Annotated in this window: 24 protein-coding genes; 11 read left to right on the top strand and 13 right to left on the bottom strand. The window is 68.4% G+C overall.

The window, feature by feature from the left end; all coding sequences use genetic code 11:
* Positions 1–135: 135 nt before the first annotated feature.
* Positions 136–861, top strand: coding sequence for a class I SAM-dependent methyltransferase (locus WS57_RS11885; RefSeq protein WP_009693409.1), 726 nt, complete (start codon positions 136–138; stop codon positions 859–861).
* A gap of 45 nt (positions 862–906) precedes the next feature.
* On the opposite strand, the gene WS57_RS11880 is transcribed toward WS57_RS11885, so the two are convergent.
* From WS57_RS11880 to WS57_RS11870, 3 genes are all read right to left on the bottom strand, one after another.
* Positions 907–1359, bottom strand: a complete 453-nt coding sequence (locus WS57_RS11880; protein ID WP_009693408.1) for a hypothetical protein — start codon at positions 1357–1359, stop codon at positions 907–909.
* 1 nt (position 1360) lies between these two features.
* Positions 1361–1624, bottom strand: coding sequence for a helix-turn-helix domain-containing protein (locus tag WS57_RS11875; protein WP_009693407.1), 264 nt, complete (start codon positions 1622–1624; stop codon positions 1361–1363).
* A gap of 159 nt (positions 1625–1783) precedes the next feature.
* Entirely contained in the window at positions 1784–2821 is a 1038-nt protein-coding gene (locus tag WS57_RS11870) for an aldo/keto reductase (protein ID WP_069244249.1), read from the bottom strand.
* A 135-nt stretch (positions 2822–2956) separates the two neighbouring features.
* Between WS57_RS11870 and WS57_RS11865 the strand changes: the two genes are divergently transcribed.
* The 6 genes from WS57_RS11865 (at position 2957) to WS57_RS11840 (ending at position 7779) form a co-directional block, all read left to right on the top strand.
* A complete protein-coding gene (locus WS57_RS11865; protein WP_059516164.1) occupies positions 2957–3844 on the top strand; it encodes a LysR family transcriptional regulator in 888 nt (295 codons plus the stop codon).
* 208 nt (positions 3845–4052) lie between these two features.
* Positions 4053–4352 carry an ArsR/SmtB family transcription factor gene (locus WS57_RS11860; protein ID WP_009693403.1) on the top strand — a complete coding sequence of 100 codons (300 nt, stop codon included), beginning with the start codon at positions 4053–4055 and terminating at the stop codon, positions 4350–4352.
* A 20-nt stretch (positions 4353–4372) separates the two neighbouring features.
* Positions 4373–5716: a pyridoxal phosphate-dependent decarboxylase family protein gene (locus tag WS57_RS11855; protein ID WP_069244248.1), complete on the top strand. Its 1344-nt coding sequence runs from the start codon at positions 4373–4375 to the stop codon at positions 5714–5716.
* A gap of 148 nt (positions 5717–5864) precedes the next feature.
* Positions 5865–6482 carry a LysE family translocator gene (locus WS57_RS11850; RefSeq protein ID WP_069244247.1) on the top strand — a complete coding sequence of 206 codons (618 nt, stop codon included), beginning with the start codon at positions 5865–5867 and terminating at the stop codon, positions 6480–6482.
* A gap of 80 nt (positions 6483–6562) precedes the next feature.
* Positions 6563–7033: a cupin domain-containing protein gene (locus tag WS57_RS11845; protein ID WP_059516158.1), complete on the top strand. Its 471-nt coding sequence runs from the start codon at positions 6563–6565 to the stop codon at positions 7031–7033.
* Positions 7030–7779: an SDR family NAD(P)-dependent oxidoreductase gene (locus tag WS57_RS11840; protein WP_059516156.1), complete on the top strand. Its 750-nt coding sequence runs from the start codon at positions 7030–7032 to the stop codon at positions 7777–7779. The genes WS57_RS11845 and WS57_RS11840 overlap by 4 nt, the downstream gene beginning before the upstream one ends.
* Before the next feature lie 140 nt (positions 7780–7919).
* Here WS57_RS11840 and surE read toward each other — a convergent pair whose 3' ends face one another.
* From surE to WS57_RS11825, 3 genes are all read right to left on the bottom strand, one after another.
* Positions 7920–8699: a 5'/3'-nucleotidase SurE gene (gene surE, locus WS57_RS11835; RefSeq protein WP_069244246.1), complete on the bottom strand. Its 780-nt coding sequence runs from the start codon at positions 8697–8699 to the stop codon at positions 7920–7922.
* A 198-nt stretch (positions 8700–8897) separates the two neighbouring features.
* Positions 8898–9197, bottom strand: coding sequence for an AzlD family protein (locus WS57_RS11830; RefSeq protein WP_009691373.1), 300 nt, complete (start codon positions 9195–9197; stop codon positions 8898–8900).
* Positions 9190–9930: an AzlC family ABC transporter permease gene (locus WS57_RS11825; RefSeq protein ID WP_009691374.1), complete on the bottom strand. Its 741-nt coding sequence runs from the start codon at positions 9928–9930 to the stop codon at positions 9190–9192. The genes WS57_RS11830 and WS57_RS11825 overlap by 8 nt, the downstream gene beginning before the upstream one ends.
* A 124-nt stretch (positions 9931–10054) precedes the next feature.
* Between WS57_RS11825 and WS57_RS11820 the strand changes: the two genes are divergently transcribed.
* Complete coding sequence (locus WS57_RS11820) at positions 10055–10513, top strand: Lrp/AsnC family transcriptional regulator (protein ID WP_009691375.1); 459 nt, start codon at positions 10055–10057, stop codon at positions 10511–10513.
* 194 nt (positions 10514–10707) lie between these two features.
* Positions 10708–11277, top strand: a complete 570-nt coding sequence (locus WS57_RS11815) for a hypothetical protein (protein ID WP_009691376.1) — start codon at positions 10708–10710, stop codon at positions 11275–11277.
* A 33-nt stretch (positions 11278–11310) separates the two neighbouring features.
* Here the strand turns inward: WS57_RS11815 and WS57_RS11810 are convergent, their stop codons facing one another.
* The 5 genes from WS57_RS11810 to WS57_RS11790 form a co-directional block, all read right to left on the bottom strand.
* Positions 11311–11598 carry a helix-turn-helix domain-containing protein gene (locus tag WS57_RS11810; RefSeq protein WP_009691377.1) on the bottom strand — a complete coding sequence of 96 codons (288 nt, stop codon included), beginning with the start codon at positions 11596–11598 and terminating at the stop codon, positions 11311–11313.
* Positions 11585–11863, bottom strand: coding sequence for a type II toxin-antitoxin system RelE/ParE family toxin (locus WS57_RS11805; protein ID WP_009691378.1), 279 nt, complete (start codon positions 11861–11863; stop codon positions 11585–11587). Before WS57_RS11805 ends, WS57_RS11810 begins: the two co-directional genes overlap by 14 nt.
* Positions 11864–12136: 273 nt before the next feature.
* Complete coding sequence (locus WS57_RS11800) at positions 12137–12769, bottom strand: LysE family translocator (RefSeq protein ID WP_009691379.1); 633 nt, start codon at positions 12767–12769, stop codon at positions 12137–12139.
* 197 nt (positions 12770–12966) lie between these two features.
* On the bottom strand, positions 12967–13815 hold the full coding sequence (locus tag WS57_RS11795) for a hypothetical protein (RefSeq protein WP_059604418.1): 849 nt from the start codon (positions 13813–13815) through the stop codon (positions 12967–12969).
* A gap of 164 nt (positions 13816–13979) precedes the next feature.
* A complete protein-coding gene (locus WS57_RS11790) occupies positions 13980–14312 on the bottom strand; it encodes a DUF2322 family protein (protein ID WP_009691382.1) in 333 nt (110 codons plus the stop codon).
* 198 nt (positions 14313–14510) lie between these two features.
* On the opposite strand from WS57_RS11790, the gene WS57_RS11785 reads away from it, so the two are divergent.
* Together WS57_RS11785 and WS57_RS11780 are read left to right on the top strand one after the other, a co-directional pair.
* Complete coding sequence (locus WS57_RS11785; protein ID WP_009691383.1) at positions 14511–14837, top strand: thioredoxin family protein; 327 nt, start codon at positions 14511–14513, stop codon at positions 14835–14837.
* Between the two features lie 10 nt (positions 14838–14847).
* Positions 14848–15267, top strand: a complete 420-nt coding sequence (locus WS57_RS11780; RefSeq protein ID WP_009691384.1) for a secondary thiamine-phosphate synthase enzyme YjbQ — start codon at positions 14848–14850, stop codon at positions 15265–15267.
* A gap of 24 nt (positions 15268–15291) precedes the next feature.
* Here the strand turns inward: WS57_RS11780 and atsR are convergent, their stop codons facing one another.
* The gene (gene atsR / locus WS57_RS11775) at positions 15292–17100 is read right to left on the bottom strand and encodes a hybrid sensor histidine kinase/response regulator AtsR (protein WP_009691385.1); all 1809 of its coding nucleotides are present in this window, start codon (positions 17098–17100) and stop codon (positions 15292–15294) included.
* Positions 17097–17597, bottom strand: coding sequence for a molybdopterin-dependent oxidoreductase (locus tag WS57_RS11770; RefSeq protein ID WP_009691386.1), 501 nt, complete (start codon positions 17595–17597; stop codon positions 17097–17099). The genes atsR and WS57_RS11770 overlap by 4 nt, the downstream gene beginning before the upstream one ends.
* Between the last annotated feature and the right edge of the window lie 26 nt (positions 17598–17623).

The following is a 17623-nucleotide window of genomic DNA, read 5'->3' as shown; positions in this document are numbered from 1 at the left end:
TTGCGGCGGGAAGTCAAACCCGCGGGATGCGGATCGCGCCGCTGCCGTCGCGCGCAGTCCGTTCACGCGCTGCGCCGCTTCGGCTTACCATGCGCATCCTGAGCAGCCTGCACGAATCCGGATCGGGAGCCCTTCATGACCGACACGAAACCCATCACCGCGCACTGGACGCACGTCGCCGACCAATGGATCGACTGGGCCGGCAAGCCGGGACACGACGCATTCTGGAAATACCGCGACGGGCTCGTCGCGTACATCGGCCGCGGCAGCGGTCGCGCGCTCGAGATCGGCTGCGGCGAAGGCCGCGTGAGCCGCGCACTGAAGACGCTGGGCTACGACGTGACGGCGAGCGACGCGGTGCCCGCGATGCTCGATGCGGCACGCCGCGCCGATTCCGCCCACGGCTACGCGCTCGCCGACGCCGCATCGCTGCCGTTCGATCCGGCGAGTTTCGATCTCGTGATGGCGTACAACGTGCTGATGGATCTCGACGACATGCCGCGCGCATTGCGCGAGGCGCGCCGCGTGCTGAAACCGGACGGGACGCTGTTCGTATCGCTCGTGCATCCGTTCCGCGATCGCGGGCGCTTCGCGGGGCCGCATCCCGACGCGCCGTTCGTGCTGGAAGGCACGTACTTCGGCCGCGAGCATTTCGAGGGCGTGGAGACGCGCGACGGGTTGTCGATGCATTTCGCGGGCTGGTCGCTGCCGCTGGAAGCCTACATGGAGGCGCTGGAGGCGGTCGGGTTCGCGATCGTGTCGTTGCGCGAGCCGCTGCCGGATCATGCCGATACCGATCAGCTGAGGCAGTGGTCGCGCGTGCCGCTGTTTCTGTGGATCAAGGCGCGGGTGGTGGGGTGAGGGAAGGCGGCGGACTGGGTCGTGGCAGCCGAGCCTGCACGGGCATCAGTTCTCCTTGCCGCGATTTGCCAGCAGCTCCGAGCGGCCAATCACCTCTCTCGCGTGATCGACCGGATCTGCGTCCGAGAAGCCGGCAGCTTCGATGACCGGTGTGGGCGCTTTGAACGCCACCTGCGGCTTGGCGCTGCGAAGCGACCCCATGCCTTCGTTCCATGCGTGCAGCATCTGCTTCGCGATCCAATGCCACCGAGTGTCGTTCTTCGCAGCTTCGACGATGTCCTTTGCGGTGGATACGGCGGAGTCGCACAGCGCTTCGACCATCTGGCGATATTGCTTCGGCGGGATGCCAAGACGCGTGTTGAAGAAACGTTCCAGCGTCTTGCCAGGGGCCCATGTCTTGCGGCCTTCGATGCTCAGTCCCGGAGGTAGCGCGTAGTTGTCCGCCTGGCGATAGAGATGAGCGGCGAGCTTGCCTTTGACATGGACATGAAGGCGCATGTCACGTCTCTCCCATCGTGCGCTGTTCGGTCAGGATGTCGTCCAGCGTCCGTCCGTGGCCGCGCCTGACCGTTCGCAGATCATAGCCGGCCGCCTCGAGAAGACGAACGAGCGCAGATGCGCGCATGTCGCTTCGCGCCAGCGTTTCCATGCGGGCCAGCGTGGTACGCGCGACACCGGCGCGATCGGCCAGTTCCTGTTGCGAAAGACCCGCCGTGCGGCGCGCTTCCCTCAGCATCTCCGCAACGTCAGCCAAAGTCGTCATTTGTAGCCCCGGGGCATCAAAAACAGTCGGATCGACTCTCGTTGTAGCCCCTCTGCTACAAAATACCATCTCGGAATTGTGGCCCCGGAGATACAAGAACGCGGTAGGGCGCGGATTTTGTGTCCCCGCGGCTACAGAATTCGACGCGCCCCAGCCGCTTCACCCCCGCATCGGCGGATTGCGCCGCGCGAACGCCTCCTGCCGGCGATACGGGAAATGCGGATACGGCGCTTCCACCGCACTCGCCGCATCGAGCTTCGCAATCTGCGCGTCGGTCAGCGCCCAGCCCGCCGCGCCGAGGTTCTGGCGCAGCTGTTCCTCGTTGCGCGCGCCGATGATCACCGACGACACGGTCGGCCGCTGCAGCAGCCAGTTCAGCGCGATCTGCGGCACGGTCTTGCCGGTTTCTTCGGCGATCCCGTCGAGCACGTCGACGATGTCGTACAGGCGCTCGTCATCCACCGGCGGCCCGTAGGCGGCCGTTTCATGCAGCCGGCTGCCGGCGGGTAGCGGCGCGTTGCGGCGGATCTTGCCGGTGAGCCGCCCCCAGCCGAGCGGGCTCCAGACCAGCGCGCCGAGGCCCTGGTCCGCGCCGAGCGGCATCAGGTCCCACTCGTAGTCGCGGCCGACGAGCGAGTAGTAGACCTGGTTCGCGACGTAGCGCGACCAGCCGTGCCGGTCGGCCGCCGCGAGCGACTTCATGATCTGCCAGCCCGCGAAGTTCGACACGCCGATATAGCGCAGCTTGCCCGCGCGCACGAGAGCGTCGAGCGTCGACATCACTTCCTCGACCGGCGTCGCCGCATCGAACGCATGCAACTGCAGCAGATCGATGTAGTCGGTGTCGAGGCGGCGCAGCGCGTCGTCGACGGCGCGCACCAGCCGTGCGCGCGACGTGCCCGCGTCGTTCGGGCCGTCGCCGGTCGGCAGGCCCGTCTTCGTCGAGATCAGCACCCGGTCGCGCCGTCCCTTGATCGCGGCGCCGAGCACGCGTTCGGACTCGCCGTCCGAATACACGTCGGCCGTGTCGAACAGGTTCACGCCGGCTTCGAGGCAGATGTCGACCAGGCGCCGCGCTTCGTCGACGCCCGTGTTGCCCCACGCGCCGAACAGCGGGCCGGTGCCGCCGAATGTGCCTGCCCCGAAGCTCAGCACGGGAACCTGGAGGCCGGAGCGGCCGAGGGTGCGGTATTCCATCGCGGATTTCCTTGAGTAGGTGATCGAAGCGCCGGCGAGCCGCGCGCGAGAACAATCGTCCGAGCCACTTTATCGCTTCCGGATATCTCGGATAATTGGGCTGGCTTCGAAAATATCATTCGGAAGAGGCGAAGAATGCTGCTCGACAACCTGGCGCTGTTCCTGCGCATCGTGGAGAAGGGCGGGCTGGCCGCGGCCGGCCGCGAGGTCGGCCTGTCGCCGGCCACCGTATCGGAGCGGCTCGGCGCGCTGGAGCGCTACTACGGCGCGGCGCTGCTCACGCGCACGACGCGCGCGATCAGCCTGACCGACGAAGGCCGCACGCTCGTCGCCGGGGCGCGGCGGCTGCTCGCCGAAGCCGACGAACTGGAAAGCCGCGTGCGGCTCGGTGTACAGACGCTGTCGGGCCCCGTGCGCCTGAGCGCGCCCGCCGATCTCGGCCGCGAACGCGTGGTGCCCGTCGTCGACGCGTTCCTCGCCGAGCATCCGGCCGTGACGGTCGACCTGCATCTCGGCGACGGCTTCGTCGATCTCGTCGGGCAGGGACTCGATTTCGCGATCCGGCGCGGCACGCTGGCCGACAGCGCGCTGCGCAGTCGCTCGCTCGGCCGTTCGCGGCGCGTGGTGTGCGCGTCGCCCGCGTATCTCGCCGCGCACGGCACGCCGCGGCATCCGGACGACCTCGCCGCGCACGATTGCATCGTGATGCGCTTCGGCCAGTCGCCCTATGCGGAATGGCCGTTTCTGGTCGACGGCGAGCCGAGGCGCGTGACGGTGCGCGGCCGCCGCATCGCCAACGACGGTGCGCTCGTGCGTGCGTGGTGCATCGCGGGGCATGGCGTCGCGCTGAAGTCGCTGATCGACGTCGAACAGGATCTGGCGTCCGGTGCGCTCGTCGAGATCCTGCGTGCGTTCTCGCCGGGCGACGTGGATCTGCAGATCGTCTATCCGGGGAGCGCCGTGCAGCCGCGCCGCGTGCGTGTACTGATCGACAGGCTGGCGCAGGCGCTGGCCGCGACCTGAACCGCGCGCGGCCGACGGCGAGAGCGCGGCCCGTCCACCCCGCATCGACGAGACCGCATCGCGGGCGCCGATGCAGCAGCGTCGAATCCTGCGCGTCGGCAGTTGCCTCCATCGACCGAACGGCATGGCCGCGCGAAACCGTGCTCCGATCCGCTTGTCCACGTTTCGTCATTTAGCTAATATTCGAAACGTCAAGCGAGGCCGAACCATGGACGACGTCACCCGCATCAGCGCACTGGCCAACGAAAGCCGTCTGGCCGTGATGCGCTGGCTCAAGCAGCCGAGCAAGCATTTCCCGCCGCAACCGCATGGCGATATCGACGAACTCGGCGTGTGCTGCACCTACATCACCGAGAAGCTCGGCATCGCGCCGGCGACGACCACGCGCCACATGCGCATCCTCGCGGACGCGGGGCTCGTGCGCGCGACGCGCGTCGGCAAGTTCACGTACTACAAGCGGATCGACGCCGCGCTCGAGCGGCTGGGCCGCGATCTCTCGCAACTCTGACATTTGCCGAGGCCAACGACATGGACGAATCAGCACTGCTTGCCGACGCCGACCGGCGCGCACACGCGTATCTCGCCGCGACGGACCGTCGCCGCGCGTTTCCCGACGCCGCCGCGCTGGCGGGCCTTGCCGCCTTCGACGAGCCGCTGCCGGACGACGGCCGACCGGCCGACGACATGCTGCGCCTGCTCGACGAGCGCGGGTCGCCCGCGACCGTCGCGTCGAACGGCCCGAACTATTTCGGCTTCGTGATCGGCGCCGCGCTGCCGGCGGCGGCCGCGGCCGAGCGGCTGATGCTCGCGTGGGACCAGTGCGCGTCGTCATTCGCGAACTCGCCGGTGGCCGCGACGATCGAGCGCCAGGCCGCGCGCTGGGTCGTCGACGCGCTCGCGCTGCCGGCCGACAGCGCGGTCGGCTTCGGCACGAGCGCGACCGCCTGCACGCTGGTCGCGCTCGTCGCCGCGCGGCGCGCGCTGCTCGCGCGCAAGGGCTGGGATGTCGACGAGGACGGCCTGATCGGCGCGCCGGAAGTGAAGGTCGCGATCTCCGAGCTGGCGCACATCACGGTCAGGAAGGCGCTGCGCGTGCTCGGCTTCGGGATGAAGCGCCTCGTCGTCGCGCCGGTCGACGCGCACGGCCGCATCGATCCCGCCCGCATGCCGCCGCTCGACGACATGACGATCGTCTGCCTGCAGGCCGGCGAGGTGAATACCGGCGAATTCGATCCGTTCGCCGCGCTGGTGCCGCGCGCGAAGGCGGCCGGCGCATGGGTGCACGTGGACGGCGCATTCGGCCTGTGGGCGCGCGCGTCGTCGAAGCGCGCGCTGACCGAAGGCATCGACGGCGCGGACAGCTGGACCACCGACGGCCACAAGTGGCTCAACACGCCGTACGACGGCGCGATGGTGATCTGTCGCGACGCGGCCGCGCTCGCGACCGCAATGAACAGCGACGCCGTGTATCTGAGCGGCGCGCAGGACGCGCAGAAGAACCTGAACCTCGAATTCTCGCGGCGCGCGCGCGGGATCCCCGTGTGGGCCGCGCTGCGCACGCTCGGCCGCGCGGGCGTGGCAACGATGGTCGACCGGCACTGCGCGCAGGCGGCGCGGATCGCCGACGGCCTGCGCGCGGCCGGCTACGACGTGCTGAACCGCGTCGTGCTGAACCAGGTGCTGGTGCGCGCCGGCACCGACGACGAGACCGTCTCGATCCTCGAGGCCGCGCAGGCGTCGGGCGACGTGTGGTTCGGCCCGACCGTATGGCAGGGGCGGCCCGCGTTCCGGATCAGCGTGTCGTCGTGGCGCACCGGCGACGAACATGTCGATCGTCTCATCGCGTTGCTGACGGCATTGCGGGTGCGCTGACGGGCGGATCGCCGCACGGGCGATCGCGGGTCGGACCGGTCGCGCCCGATCGCGTCGCGCCGCGCCCGAAAATATCGGACAATAGCCGGCACGCCGTTCGCGGCGCGCCGATCCATCCCCTGTCCGCCCCACGCAAAGGCCTGCCCGCATGGTCGACTCCGCCGCTGTTGCCACGGTTTTTTCCGTTTATGTCGCCGGTGTCGTGTCGCCGGGCCCGAACTTCGTCGCGGTCGCGCATCGCGCCGCCTCGGGCACGCGCGCCGATGCGCTGGCGCTCGTCGGCGGCGTCGTCACCGTCAACCTGTTCTGGGCGAGCTGCGCGATCCTCGGCATCGGCTTCGTGTTCGCGCTGTTTCCGTGGCTCGCGATGATCGTGCGTGTCGCCGGCGCGGGCTACCTCATCTGGTTCGGCATGCGGCTGCTGCTGTCGTCGGGCGCGGTCGCGGCTGCCGGCGCGCCGGACGCCCGATCCGCCGGCGGGCGGGCCGCGTTCCTGCAGGGCGTGGCGACCAATCTCGCGAATCCCAAGTCCATCGCGTTCTTCGCGGCCGTGTTTTCGTCGGCCGCGCCGGCCCATGTTTCGTCCGCGACCTTCTTCGCGATGCTCGCGACGGTCGGCGTGACGGCCGCGAGCTGGTACGGGCTCGTTGCGCTCGTGCTGTCGCACGCGGCGATTGCGGCCGCGTATCGCCGCGCGAAGCGCTGGGCCGACCGCGTATGCGGCGTGCTGATCGTCGGGCTCGGCATCCGCCAACTGATCCGCTGACGCGCAGCGCCGGTGTGGCCGCCGTCCGCGCGCGGCCGACGGGTTCGATCGATACCGTAGTCAATCTTGCGAGAACACCCATGTCGACTCCACCCAGGGAATTGCTGAAGGCCGCCGATATCGCGAAGCTCGAACCGGACCGCGCCGTGCATCCGCTGAACGCGAATGCGGTGCGTCTCAGGAAACCGCTCGGCGACCTGACCGGCCTCACGCAGCTCGGTTTTCACCTGATCACGCTGATGCCCGGCCACGAGTCCGCCGAATATCACCGGCACCTGTACGAGGAGGAATGCGTGTACGTGCTGTCCGGAACCGGGACCGTGACGATCGGCGAGCGCAGCCACGCGGTCGGGCCCGGCGATTTCCTCGGCTTTGCGCGGCGCGGCGAGGCGCACACGCTGCAGAACACCGGCGACGTGCCGCTGGAGCTGATCGTCGTCGGCCAGCGGCTCGAACACGACGTGTGCGAATACCCGAGAAGCGGCAAGCGACTGTACGTGGCCGGAAAGCTCGAGGAGTACGTCGACCTGCCCGCGCCGGGCGCCGCATGAGCGGCGGTCACGCGCGTCCGGTCGCGCTGGTCACGGGCTCGACCTCGGGCATCGGCGCAGCCATTGCGCGGCGCCTGTCGGCCGACGGCTACGCGGTGATCCTGCATTCGCGAAGCTCGGTCGACACCGGTCGCGCGATGGCGCGTGAACTGGGCGAGGCGGCCTACGTGCAGGCCGATCTGGCCGACGACGCCCAGCGCGTGCGGCTGATCCGCGACGCGATCGCCGTGCGCGGGCGACTCGACGTGCTGGTCAACAACGCGGGGATCAGCCGCGTGATTGCGCATGACGATCTCGTGGCCGCGACGCCCGAAGTCTGGCGGGAGATGCACGAGATCAACGTGATCGCGCCGTTCCGGCTCGTCGCGGCGGCGGAAGCCGCATTGCGCGACGCTGCCTCGCGCGGACGGCCCGGCTGCGTCGTGAATGTCAGCTCGCATGCGGGCGTGCGGCCGAAGGGCGCGTCGATTCCGTATGCGGCCGCGAAAGCCGCGCTCAATCATGCAACGCGGCTGCTCGCGCGCACGCTCGCGCCGGCGATTCGCGTCAACGCGGTCGCGCCGGGGCTGGTCGATACGCCGCTGACGGCCGACTGGACCGACGCGCAGCGGCTGTGGCGCGAGCATGCACCGATGCGCCGCGCGGCAACGCCGGACGATATCGCGCAGACGGTCGCGATGCTCGTCGCGTCCGACTATGTGACGGGCGAGATCGTGATGCTCGACGGTGGATTGAACCTGACGTGACGTCGTGCCGGCCGGCAAGCCGGTGTTCGCGTGTGGCGGCGTGCGCGATCGCGGCTGCCTGCGCGCGCGGCCGGCGTCATGGCATCGCGGAACGCGCGGTGCGACCGCGCGTCATCGGCGACCGTGGGCCGGACGGCGCGTCACGCGAGCTTCGAACGCAGCTGCGCGAGCGCATGGTCATGCGTGCGCTCGAACTTCAGCGGCGTGACGGCAACATACCCTTCGCCGAGCGCGATCGTTTCCGACTCCGGCGCATCGTCATGCGGCGCGCGCGCGAGCTTCAGCCAGTAATAGTCGATCTCGCGCGGATCGCGGCCCGACACGATCTCGACGCCCTGCAGCGTGCCCGCCCCCTGGTTCGTCGGCTTCAGGCCGCGCACGTCCTGCGCGGCGCACGCGGGGAAGTTCACGTTGAGGCACGCGTCGCGGTCCCAGCCGGCCGCGACAAGTCGGCGGATCACGTCCGGCGCGTGGGTGAGCGCCGTGTTCCACGGCACTGCGTGACGGTCGGTGAAGGCCTGGCTCAGCGCGATCGCCGGCACGCCGACCAGCATGCTCGTCATCGCGGCGCCGACGGTGCCCGAGAACACGGTTTCGGTGCCGAGATTTGCGCCGCGATTCACGCCGGACAGCACGACGTCGGGGCGTGCGTCCTTCATCAGGTGGCTGACCGCGATCGCGACACAGTCGCCGGGCGTGCCGCGCACCGCGAAGCGGCGCTCGCCCTTGTGATGCACGCGCAGCGGTTCGTGCAGGCTCAGCGAATGCGACGTGCCGCTCTGGTCCTCCGCCGGCGCGACGATCCATACTTCGCGCGCGAGCTGCGCGGCAACCTGTTCGAGTATCCGGAGGCCGGGGGCGTCGAAGCCGTCGTCGTTGGTGAGCAGGACGCGGTCGAACAGCGGGCGGGTTTCTTGCATCGGGACGATCCTCGCGAAGTGGGGCAATGACAGGGGCTGCATCGTGGCCTATGTCCGCAAGGCTAGCATCCTGCCGTGTCGCGTGTCGTCCCGCGCCGTCGGTGCGCAGGCGAAAACGGGCGCATTGCGCGCCCGTCGGTCGATCGGTGGGCCGCGCGCGCCGGCTCGGGCGGCGCATCGCGGCGGGGTTGTATCGCGTTATCCGAGCAGATGCCGCAGCAGGCCGGCCGATGCGACGCCGACGATCACGGTCGGCAGGATCGACAGGCGCGTGGCCGCGACCAGCGTGATGCCGAGCGCGAGCAGGTCCGCCGGGCGCGTCGACACGAAGGCCGGCGCGATCACCGAGATCAGCACGCAGCCGGGCACGTTTTCCATCACGGCCGCCATGCGCGGGCTCAGCGTGCGGTTGCGCAGCATCACGTAGCCGAGCACGCGCGACAGGTAGGTCGTCGACGCCATCAGCACGATGGTCGCGACAGTGGCGAAATCAGGCATCGCGCGGCTCCGGTTCCCACAGCAGCGTGGCGATCAGCCCCGCGCACGCGCCGGCCGCGACATACCACGCGCCGGGCACGGCCAGATGCGTGGCCGCCGCGACGACGAGGCTGACGAACCACGGCCGGCTCGCGCGCATTCCTTTCCACATGCCGCGCAGCAGCACCAGAAACACGGCCGTGAACGCCATGTCGAAGCCGTACTGCTCGACGTTGCCGATCGTCGGGCCGGCCGCCGCGCCGAGCGTGGTCATCGAGATCCAGGTCAGGTAGAGCCCTGCGCAGATGCCCGCGTAATAGGGCACGCTGATGTGGCTGTCCGAGCGCGCCTTCGCATCGGCGAGCGACATTGCCCAGCTCTCGTCGCACATGAAGAACAGCGCGGCGAACGCGCGGCGGCGCGGCAGGCGGCGGATATAGTGCGCGAACGCCGCGCCCATCAGGATGTGCCGCGAATTCACGAGGAACGACATCGCGACGATCAGTGCGATATGCGGCGGCGACGTCCACAGATGGATCGCCGCGAATTCGGACCCGCCGCCGAAGTTCAGGCCCGTCATCATCGGCACCTCGAACAGGCTCAGCCCTTTCTGCGCGGCCTGCGCGCCCAGCACCAGCGCGAACGGCACGAAACCGAGCATGACGGGCAGCGCCGCGCGCAATCCGCGGCCCATCTCGGCGAGATACGCGGGCTTGTCGCGAAGCCCGGACGACGTTGAAACGCTACTGCTCATTACTCCTCCTTCGGGAGAGGAATTGTCTGCTTTTTTGACTCGAATCGGGTTGCGTTGTGGCTATGTTTTTCGGAGAATTTGGCATTGAACGCGTGATTCGCGAATTTCTTGGAATCGGATGCCAATGAAGCTGGATGCTATCGACCGGCGGATCCTGAGCGCGCTGCAGCGCGACGGCCGCATGCAGAACGTGGAACTCGCGCACGAGGTCGGGCTGTCGCCGTCGCCGTGCCTGCGGCGCGTGCGGTTGCTCGAGGAAGCGGGCGTGATCGAGAAGTACGTGGCCGTGCTGAACCCCGCGAAGGTCGGCAAGGGGCTGACGATCTTCACGCGCGTGTGGCTGAAGGGGCAGGACGCGGAATCCGTGAACCGTTTCGCCGACGCCGTCCAGCAGATGCCGGAAGTCGTCGAGTGCCATCTGATGGCGGGCGACTGCGATTTCCTGCTGCGCGTCGTCGCGGCCGACATCGACGATTACCGGCGCTTCCAGATGGAATACCTGACGCGCATCCCCGGCGTGCTGAGCGTGAAGACCGACATCCCGATGCAGAAGGTCAAGCTCACGTCGGCGCTGCCGACCTAGCGCGTGGCGAGGCGTCGACGAACGGTCATGGCTTGGTGACAATTGCCCGATACACTGAGGAATCAAGTGAATCGAACGCCGCGCGGCGTTCGATGTGCAAGCAACTAACGGTCGATGTCGACGCGATCGGGCAGGCGGCGCCGCGCGCCCGGTCATGCGTCGTCGCGGATGCGTTTCTTCTTGTCGAGCCACCCATGCAGCCCATCAACAACCCGTGGAATTCGCTGGAAATCGTCAAGCTCGTGCTCGGCGTGCTGACGCCGCTGTCGGTGGCCTGCCTCGGCTGGCTCGTGGCGCGGCGGCTGAAGCGGCTCGAGCTCGTGCAGTGGACCAACCAGCGGCTGATCGAGAAGCGGCTCGCGCTGTACGACGCGGTTGCGCCGCAGCTCAACGCGCTGCTGTGTTTCTACACGTGGATCGGCTACTGGAAGGACATCTCGCCGGACGACGTGATCCGCGCGAAGCGCGAACTCGACCGCACGTTCCATATCTACCGATACCTGTTCGACGACGACGTGTACGACGCGTATCACGCCTATATCCACGCGCTGTTCGACATGCATACGGGCCCGGGCCGTGACGCGCGGATCCGGTCACTGATCCAGGCGCCCGACGGCGATCGCAGCGTGCACGGCTCGTATGAATGGAAGCCGGCGTGGTCCGAGCGGTTCGCGACGACGAACGTCGTGCCGAAGGACGAGGTGCTGCGGCATTACACGCAGCTGATGGAGCGTCTGCGCGTGGCGCTCGGCGCGACGCGCTGAAGGCCGGCCGATGCTGCCCGGCTTGGGGACGGCTCAGGCGAAAGTGATCACGAGTTTCTTGCCGCAGGCGGCCGCATACTTGCGCAGCGTTTCGATCGACGGCGAGTGCTGGCCTGTCGCAAGCGAGCGTTCGAGTCGCGTGACGGCCGGCGCCTTCGTGCCCATGCGCTCCGCAACATCGGCTTGCGACAGACCGGCGGCTCGCCGCGCGGCAAGCATGGCATCGAGCAGCGCGAATTCCTCGCGATTCAACCGCTGATACTCGGCGTGTACCTTCGGATCGGCCAGCGCGCGCTCGCGCAGTTCCTTATAGGTTGCCATCTCGAACCTCCTTCAATCGACGGCGCGCGGTATCCAGCTCTTTCAACGGCATTTTCGCGGTTTTTTTCACGAAGCAGTGAAGCATGACGATCTGCTCGCCGACGACTGCGCAGTAAAACACACGGGCGATGCCTTCCGCCCCCTTCAGGCGCATTTCATACAACCCGTCGCCCATCGCCCGGGTGTGAGGCTCGCCCAGATTCGGGCCGTACCGTTCCATCCGGTCGGCGAGTGCGAAGAACCGCGCGATCAACGTCTTCGGCAAGGCAAAAATGCCTGCCTCGACACGCTCGCTGAAAAACCGGATTTCAAAGCGCAGGTTCGCATGGTAACAAATGTGTTATCTCCGTGCAAGAAGCAGAGCCGTCGCGCCGATGGCGCGGGTGGCCTGGTCGAGAGGTGGGAGGCACCGGAAACGCGGGACGTTGCGCCGGTGCTTCGTTGACGATGCGAACCTGATTGTTGGCGGACGAGCCTGATCCGGCCAGTCGTCCGAATGGCTATCAGGCTTGCTCGCGCACGCGGGACGGGAAGACGATCAGTTGCGCCCCGCCACCGCGAGCCGTGCCGCGAGCCCGACGAATACCGTGCCGAGCAGGTATTGCGGCAGCTTCGACGGACGGCGGCGCGCGCCGAGCCGCTGGCTCAGCCGGCTTGCGGAGAGGATCACCGCGCCGTTCACGACGAGCCCGATCAGGTTGAGCACCGTCGCGAGCACGAGGATCTGCACGGCGATCGAGCCGTGTTCGGGCCGCACGAACTGCGGGAACAGCGCGAGCACGAACAGCGCCATCTTCGGATTCAGCAGGTTCGTCGTCAGGCCCTGGCGGAAGATCGCGGCGCTCGAGTGACGGCGCGGCGATGCGACGGGCGACAGCGCGGTCGCGTCGGAGCGGAAGGTTTTCCACGCGAGATACAGCAGATACGCGGCGCCCGCGAAGCGCACGGCGTCGTACGCGATCGGCACTGCGAGAAACAGCTGCGACAGTCCGAGCGCGGCGGCGAGCGCGTGGCAGTACGTGCCGGCCTGGATGCCCGCGAGCGTCGCGAAGCCCGCGCGGCGACCCTGGCTTACGCTGCGAGACGCGATCAGCAGCATGTCGGGGCCCGGGGTGGCGGTCAGTGCGAGGCAGGCGCCGGAGAACAGCGCGAGCGTGGAGAGATCGATCATGGAGGGCCCTCTTGCCGAGACGGCGTAAAAGGGACCTCAGTGTAGGAGCGGGCGCGATCCGGGTCAATCGGCCGAACGGGGAAGGGGCCGGCAACGCGGTGCAGCGGGTGGCGTTCCGCAAGGGGAGGCCGCACGGTGTCGGGCGACACGCGCAGATACGGCGACGATCGACGCGCACCCGCTCTCGTCGCACGCCGCTACGGCTTGCGGCAGGCGACCTGGTAATCGACGACGATGTTCGCCGACGGTTTGTCCGGTTCGCCGCCGGCCGTCGTCACGCCAAGCACGCCGGCTGCGCTTCGATATCGGAGCGCGCAATATCCCATACCGGTGCCGGAGCAGGCTTCGGCCTCGACGATGCCGTGCCTTGCGAGCGTCGCCGCGCCGTCCGCCGGGTCCGGCTTCTCGCGCGGGCGCAGTGGCTGCCATCCATGCGCGATCAGGATCCTGCGCGACGCATCGAGCGGCTTGCCGTACACGTTGGGCACGACCGCGCGGCCGTGGCAGTACGTGTGTTCGGCGGCGACCTCCGTCAGGCGCAAGCCGCCATTTTCCTCGCGCAGTTCGCCGACCGGCGGCGCGGGACCGTCGCCGCCCCAGATCAGCAGCGCGCCGCTTTCCAGCGGTTCGGCCGCGCCGAGCTGCCAGTCCGCGTGGCGGGCCGTATAGCCGAGCGCGACGAGCGTCGTGCCGTCGAACACGCTGACGTTGCCGTTGCGCGAGTAACAGATCGCGCTCGTGCCGGGTTTGAAGCCGCTCGCGAAGGTGACGACCGTGTAGCGGCCGAGCGGCGCTTCGGACGTCACGATCCAGTCGAGCTTCGCGACGGCGCGGCCGGCCGCCGTGGTCGGCTTTACGCGATAGCGTGCGCAGAACGCGTCGAGCGAACCGTTCTCGGGCGAGCGCGGGAGCGCGCCGAGCGGCACCAGCGCCGCGCCGGCGATATCGGATGCCGTGCGCAGCGTTTCGGCCGACGCCGTGCCGCTGAACAGGGCGCTTGCCACGGCCGCGATCGACGCGAGACGGCAGGCGGGGAGCCGGAACATGAAGCGGAGCACGCGGGCTGTCTCAACGAAAAAGAACGCGGATGCGACGAGCGCGGGTTGCCGGCCGGGTGTCGCTGTCAGGCATGCGGCATGCTGCGGCGTGCCCTTCGCTCGCCCGCGGCGTCGGTGCGACGACTCGCGCGTGTCCATGTTCTCTCAAAGGTTCAGCCCTTCGCCACGACGTCGATGCGCAGCGCTTCTCCGCCCGCGACGATCGCAAGCAGCCGATCGACGTTCGGGTGCGCACCGGGGCGGTTGCGCGCGTCGGCAGTGTGTTCGGCGAACACCGCGAGGCCATGCTCGGCGGCCTTCGCGTCGAGCGTGCCGAACGCCTGCTTCAGATAGTTGTATACCGCCAGCGAACCCTGCTTGCCGGGCTGGTTCTCGATGCTGGCGACCACGTCGCCGTTGGCGCCGACGAGATCGATGCGGGCGATGCCGTCGATGGCCGGCAGTTGCGCGAGATTGTCCTTGAAGACTGCGGTCGGTTGAATCACTGAAAACACTCCGTCGGTTCGATAAAGGTCGGGCCGTATCTTATCCGATCGGACGCGGCGATATGGCCGACGCACGCGGCCCTCGGCCGATCGGCCGAGAGCCGGCGTCGGGCGTGCTTTTCCGCTACAGTAGGAGATCGCAGGCCGCGTCTTCCGGCACGACGCGGCCAGGTTCATAACGGTACACGAGGAGCCCCGATGCACACTCCGCAACGCTATTCCTCCGACGCGCCCACGCGCGCGGAAGTCGACGCGCTCGCCGGCGCCACCGTCATCGAATTCGGCGCGAACTGGTGCGGCATCTGCGCGGGCGCGCAGCCGTCGATCGTCGAGTCGTTCGCCGCGCATCCCGCCGTGCGTCACCTGAAGATCGAGGACGGCCCCGGCCGCCCGCTCGGCCGCTCATTCGGCGTGAAGCTGTGGCCGACGCTGGTGTTCCTGCGCGACGGGGTCGAAGTCGCGCGCGTCGTGCGTCCGGCCGATGCGCGGCAGATCGAGGCCGACGGCTTCGCCGCGCTGGCCTGAGGTGATGCGCATGCAACAGGCGATCACGCATATCGGTGTCGACACGCGCGGCAGCGGCCTCGTCGAATTCACGGCGCAGGTGCGCGCGTTCGTCGACCAGCAGGCGATCCGCACGGGCCTGCTCACCGTGTTCTGCCGGCATACGTCGGCATCGCTGCTGATCCAGGAGAACGCGGATCCGTCGGTGCAGCGCGATCTCGAACGCTACTTCGCGACGCTCGCGCCCGAGGATGCCACCCGCTACGAGCACGACACCGAAGGCCCCGACGACATGCCCGCGCATCTGCGCACGGCGCTCACGCAGGTGCAGCTGTCGATCCCGGTCGAGCACGGGCGCATGGTGCTCGGCACCTGGCAGGGGATCTACCTGTTCGAGCATCGCCGCGCCGCGCACCGGCGGGATATTGTGCTGCACCTGATTGGCGAGTGAACGCGCAGCGAGCGGCCGGCGCGCTCAGCCGAGCAGCTTCTCGACGAGCGCGCCGAGTTCGCGCAGATGGACGGGCTTCGGCAGGAACGCGTCGAACACCTGGCTGTTGTCGCGCAGCGCGGCCGACTCATACGCGCTGACACCGAGGATCGCCGGCGCGCGCGCGTCTGCGGGCCGGGCCGCCGCGCGAATCCGGCGCGCGACGTCGAAGCCGCTGAGGTCCGGCAGTTCGAGGTCCAGCACGACGAGGTCGTAGCCGCCGTCGCCGACGCGCGTCACGCCTTCCTGCCCGGTGCCGCACAGGTCGGCTTCGATGCCGAGCGCCGTGAGCATCGCGCCGAGCGTTTCGCGCGCGTTGTCGTTGTCGTCGACGACGAGCGCGCGCCGATGGCGCTGCGCGGCGGCGTCCGGCAGTGCGGGCGCTTCGCCCGGCGTCTCGCCGAAGTCGGGCACCTCGACCGGCAGCGTCACGACGAACTCGCTGCCTTCGCCGACGACGCTGCGCACCTCCACATGCCCGCGCAGCGTCGTGACGATTTCGCGCACGACCGCGAGCCCCATCCCGATGCCGTCGACGCTCAGTCCGGCCGCATCGTTCGCGCGGTAGAACGGTTCGAAGATCTTCGACAGATGCTGCTTCGCGATGCCGACGCCCGTATCGCGCACGGCGATCTTCAGCTGCCGGCCGGCCGGCGCGTCGGCGAGCGCGATCGACACGGCGATCGTGCCGCCGCGCGTGTACTTGACCGCGTTCTCGATCAGGTTCGTCAGGATCTGCCGCAGCAGCTTGCGATCGGAGCGGATCGCGAGATCGTACGGCGCGACGTGCGACGTGACCGCGATCCGCTGCGCGTCGATCCTGGCGCGGAACGGGTCGAGCACCTCGCCGAGCAGCGCGGCGATGCCGATCGGCTCCGTCTCGGCGAGCCGCTTGGTCGAGCGCAGCTTGATATAGTCGGTCAGGTCCTTGACGAGCGCTTCGAGCGACGACGCGGAATTCTGCAGCCGCCTGATCGTCTTGAGGTTCGCGTCGGACTGCGGGCGCGCGAGCAGGATCTCGATCGATCCGCAGATCGCCTGCAGCGGCGTGCGCAGTTCATGGCTGACCATGCCGAGGAACGCGTTCTTCGCCTCGATCATCTCGAATGCGCGGTCGGACGCCTTGCGTTCCGCGTCGAGCGCCGCGTTCTGCCGGTCGAGCAGCGCGTCGCGCGTGCGCATCGTATAGAACAGCAGCAGGAACAGCGCGCACAGCAGCACGCCGAGCACGCTGCCAAGCATCAGGATTGCGCGCTGCTTGGCCTTCAGCTGATGGAACGTGAAGTCGCGCTGCGCCATCTCGATCGCGCGGAAGTAGTTCGCGAGGCCGTTGACTTGCGGCCAGTACGCGCTGACTTCCGCGATCACGCGCGGCGCGTTTTGCGGGGCGTCGCGCAGCAGCGGCACCTCGCGCTTCAGGCGCGTCATGAATTCGCCGAGTGTCGCGATCTCGGCGCGCGCCCGCGGGATCCGCAGCCAGTATTCGGACACTTCGGACGGGCGCTCCAGAAAGCCGAACGATACCGACAGGCTGTCGAGCTGCATCTGCACGCGGTCGAAGTCGTCGTCCTGGTGCGTCGCGTAGAGGATCAACTGACGGTCGAACCGCGTATAGACGTTCCGGTATTGCGACGCGGTCCAGAACACGCCTTCGCGCGGCCCTTCGAGCACGCCCTCGTTGACCGAGGTCGCGAGCAGGTCCCACAGCAGGAACGCCCAGGCGGCGAATCCCAGGAGCCAGACGAATCCCAGGACGAGGATGATTTTTCTATTGCGCCATCGCCCGCGCTTCATTTCACGGTCAGGCCGATGATCTGCCACGCGAACTTCGCTTCGCCGAGCGGCGTCTTCAGCTCGTCGGGAAACTGGTCGCGCGGATACATGATCCACAGCGGGCCGTAGTTGTCGTTGTCGAGCACCTTGCCGTTCATCGTGCGCGCGAGAATCACGCCGTAGCGGTCGGCGTCGGATGCGGGAATCGTGAACGTGTATTCGTCGATGCAGCGGAATTCGATCTTCGTGCCATGCGCGCCGACGATCTTCAGCACGTCGGACAGCCGCGGGCCGGTGAAGGTCGCCTTCGGCGTCCAGCTCGTCGAGGTCGTGATCGAATGCTGCGGCAACGCCATCAGCGCCTGTTCGGAAAAGACGTAGACGGCCTTGCCGGGCTGGTTGCTCTTGTCGATCTTGCCGTCGACGGTGAACGTAAACGACGCCGCCCACGACGTCGCGGCGATGCCGAGCAGGCAGGCCGCCATCAGTTGCTTGATCCAGGTCGTCGAAACTCGCATGTCTTTTCCTCGGTCGTGTGGTGAAT

Origin of the sequence: Burkholderia pseudomultivorans (assembly GCF_001718415.1) — a bacterium.
GTDB lineage: Bacteria > Pseudomonadota > Gammaproteobacteria > Burkholderiales > Burkholderiaceae > Burkholderia > Burkholderia pseudomultivorans_A.
This window is presented reverse-complemented; position numbering and strand designations above follow the sequence as displayed.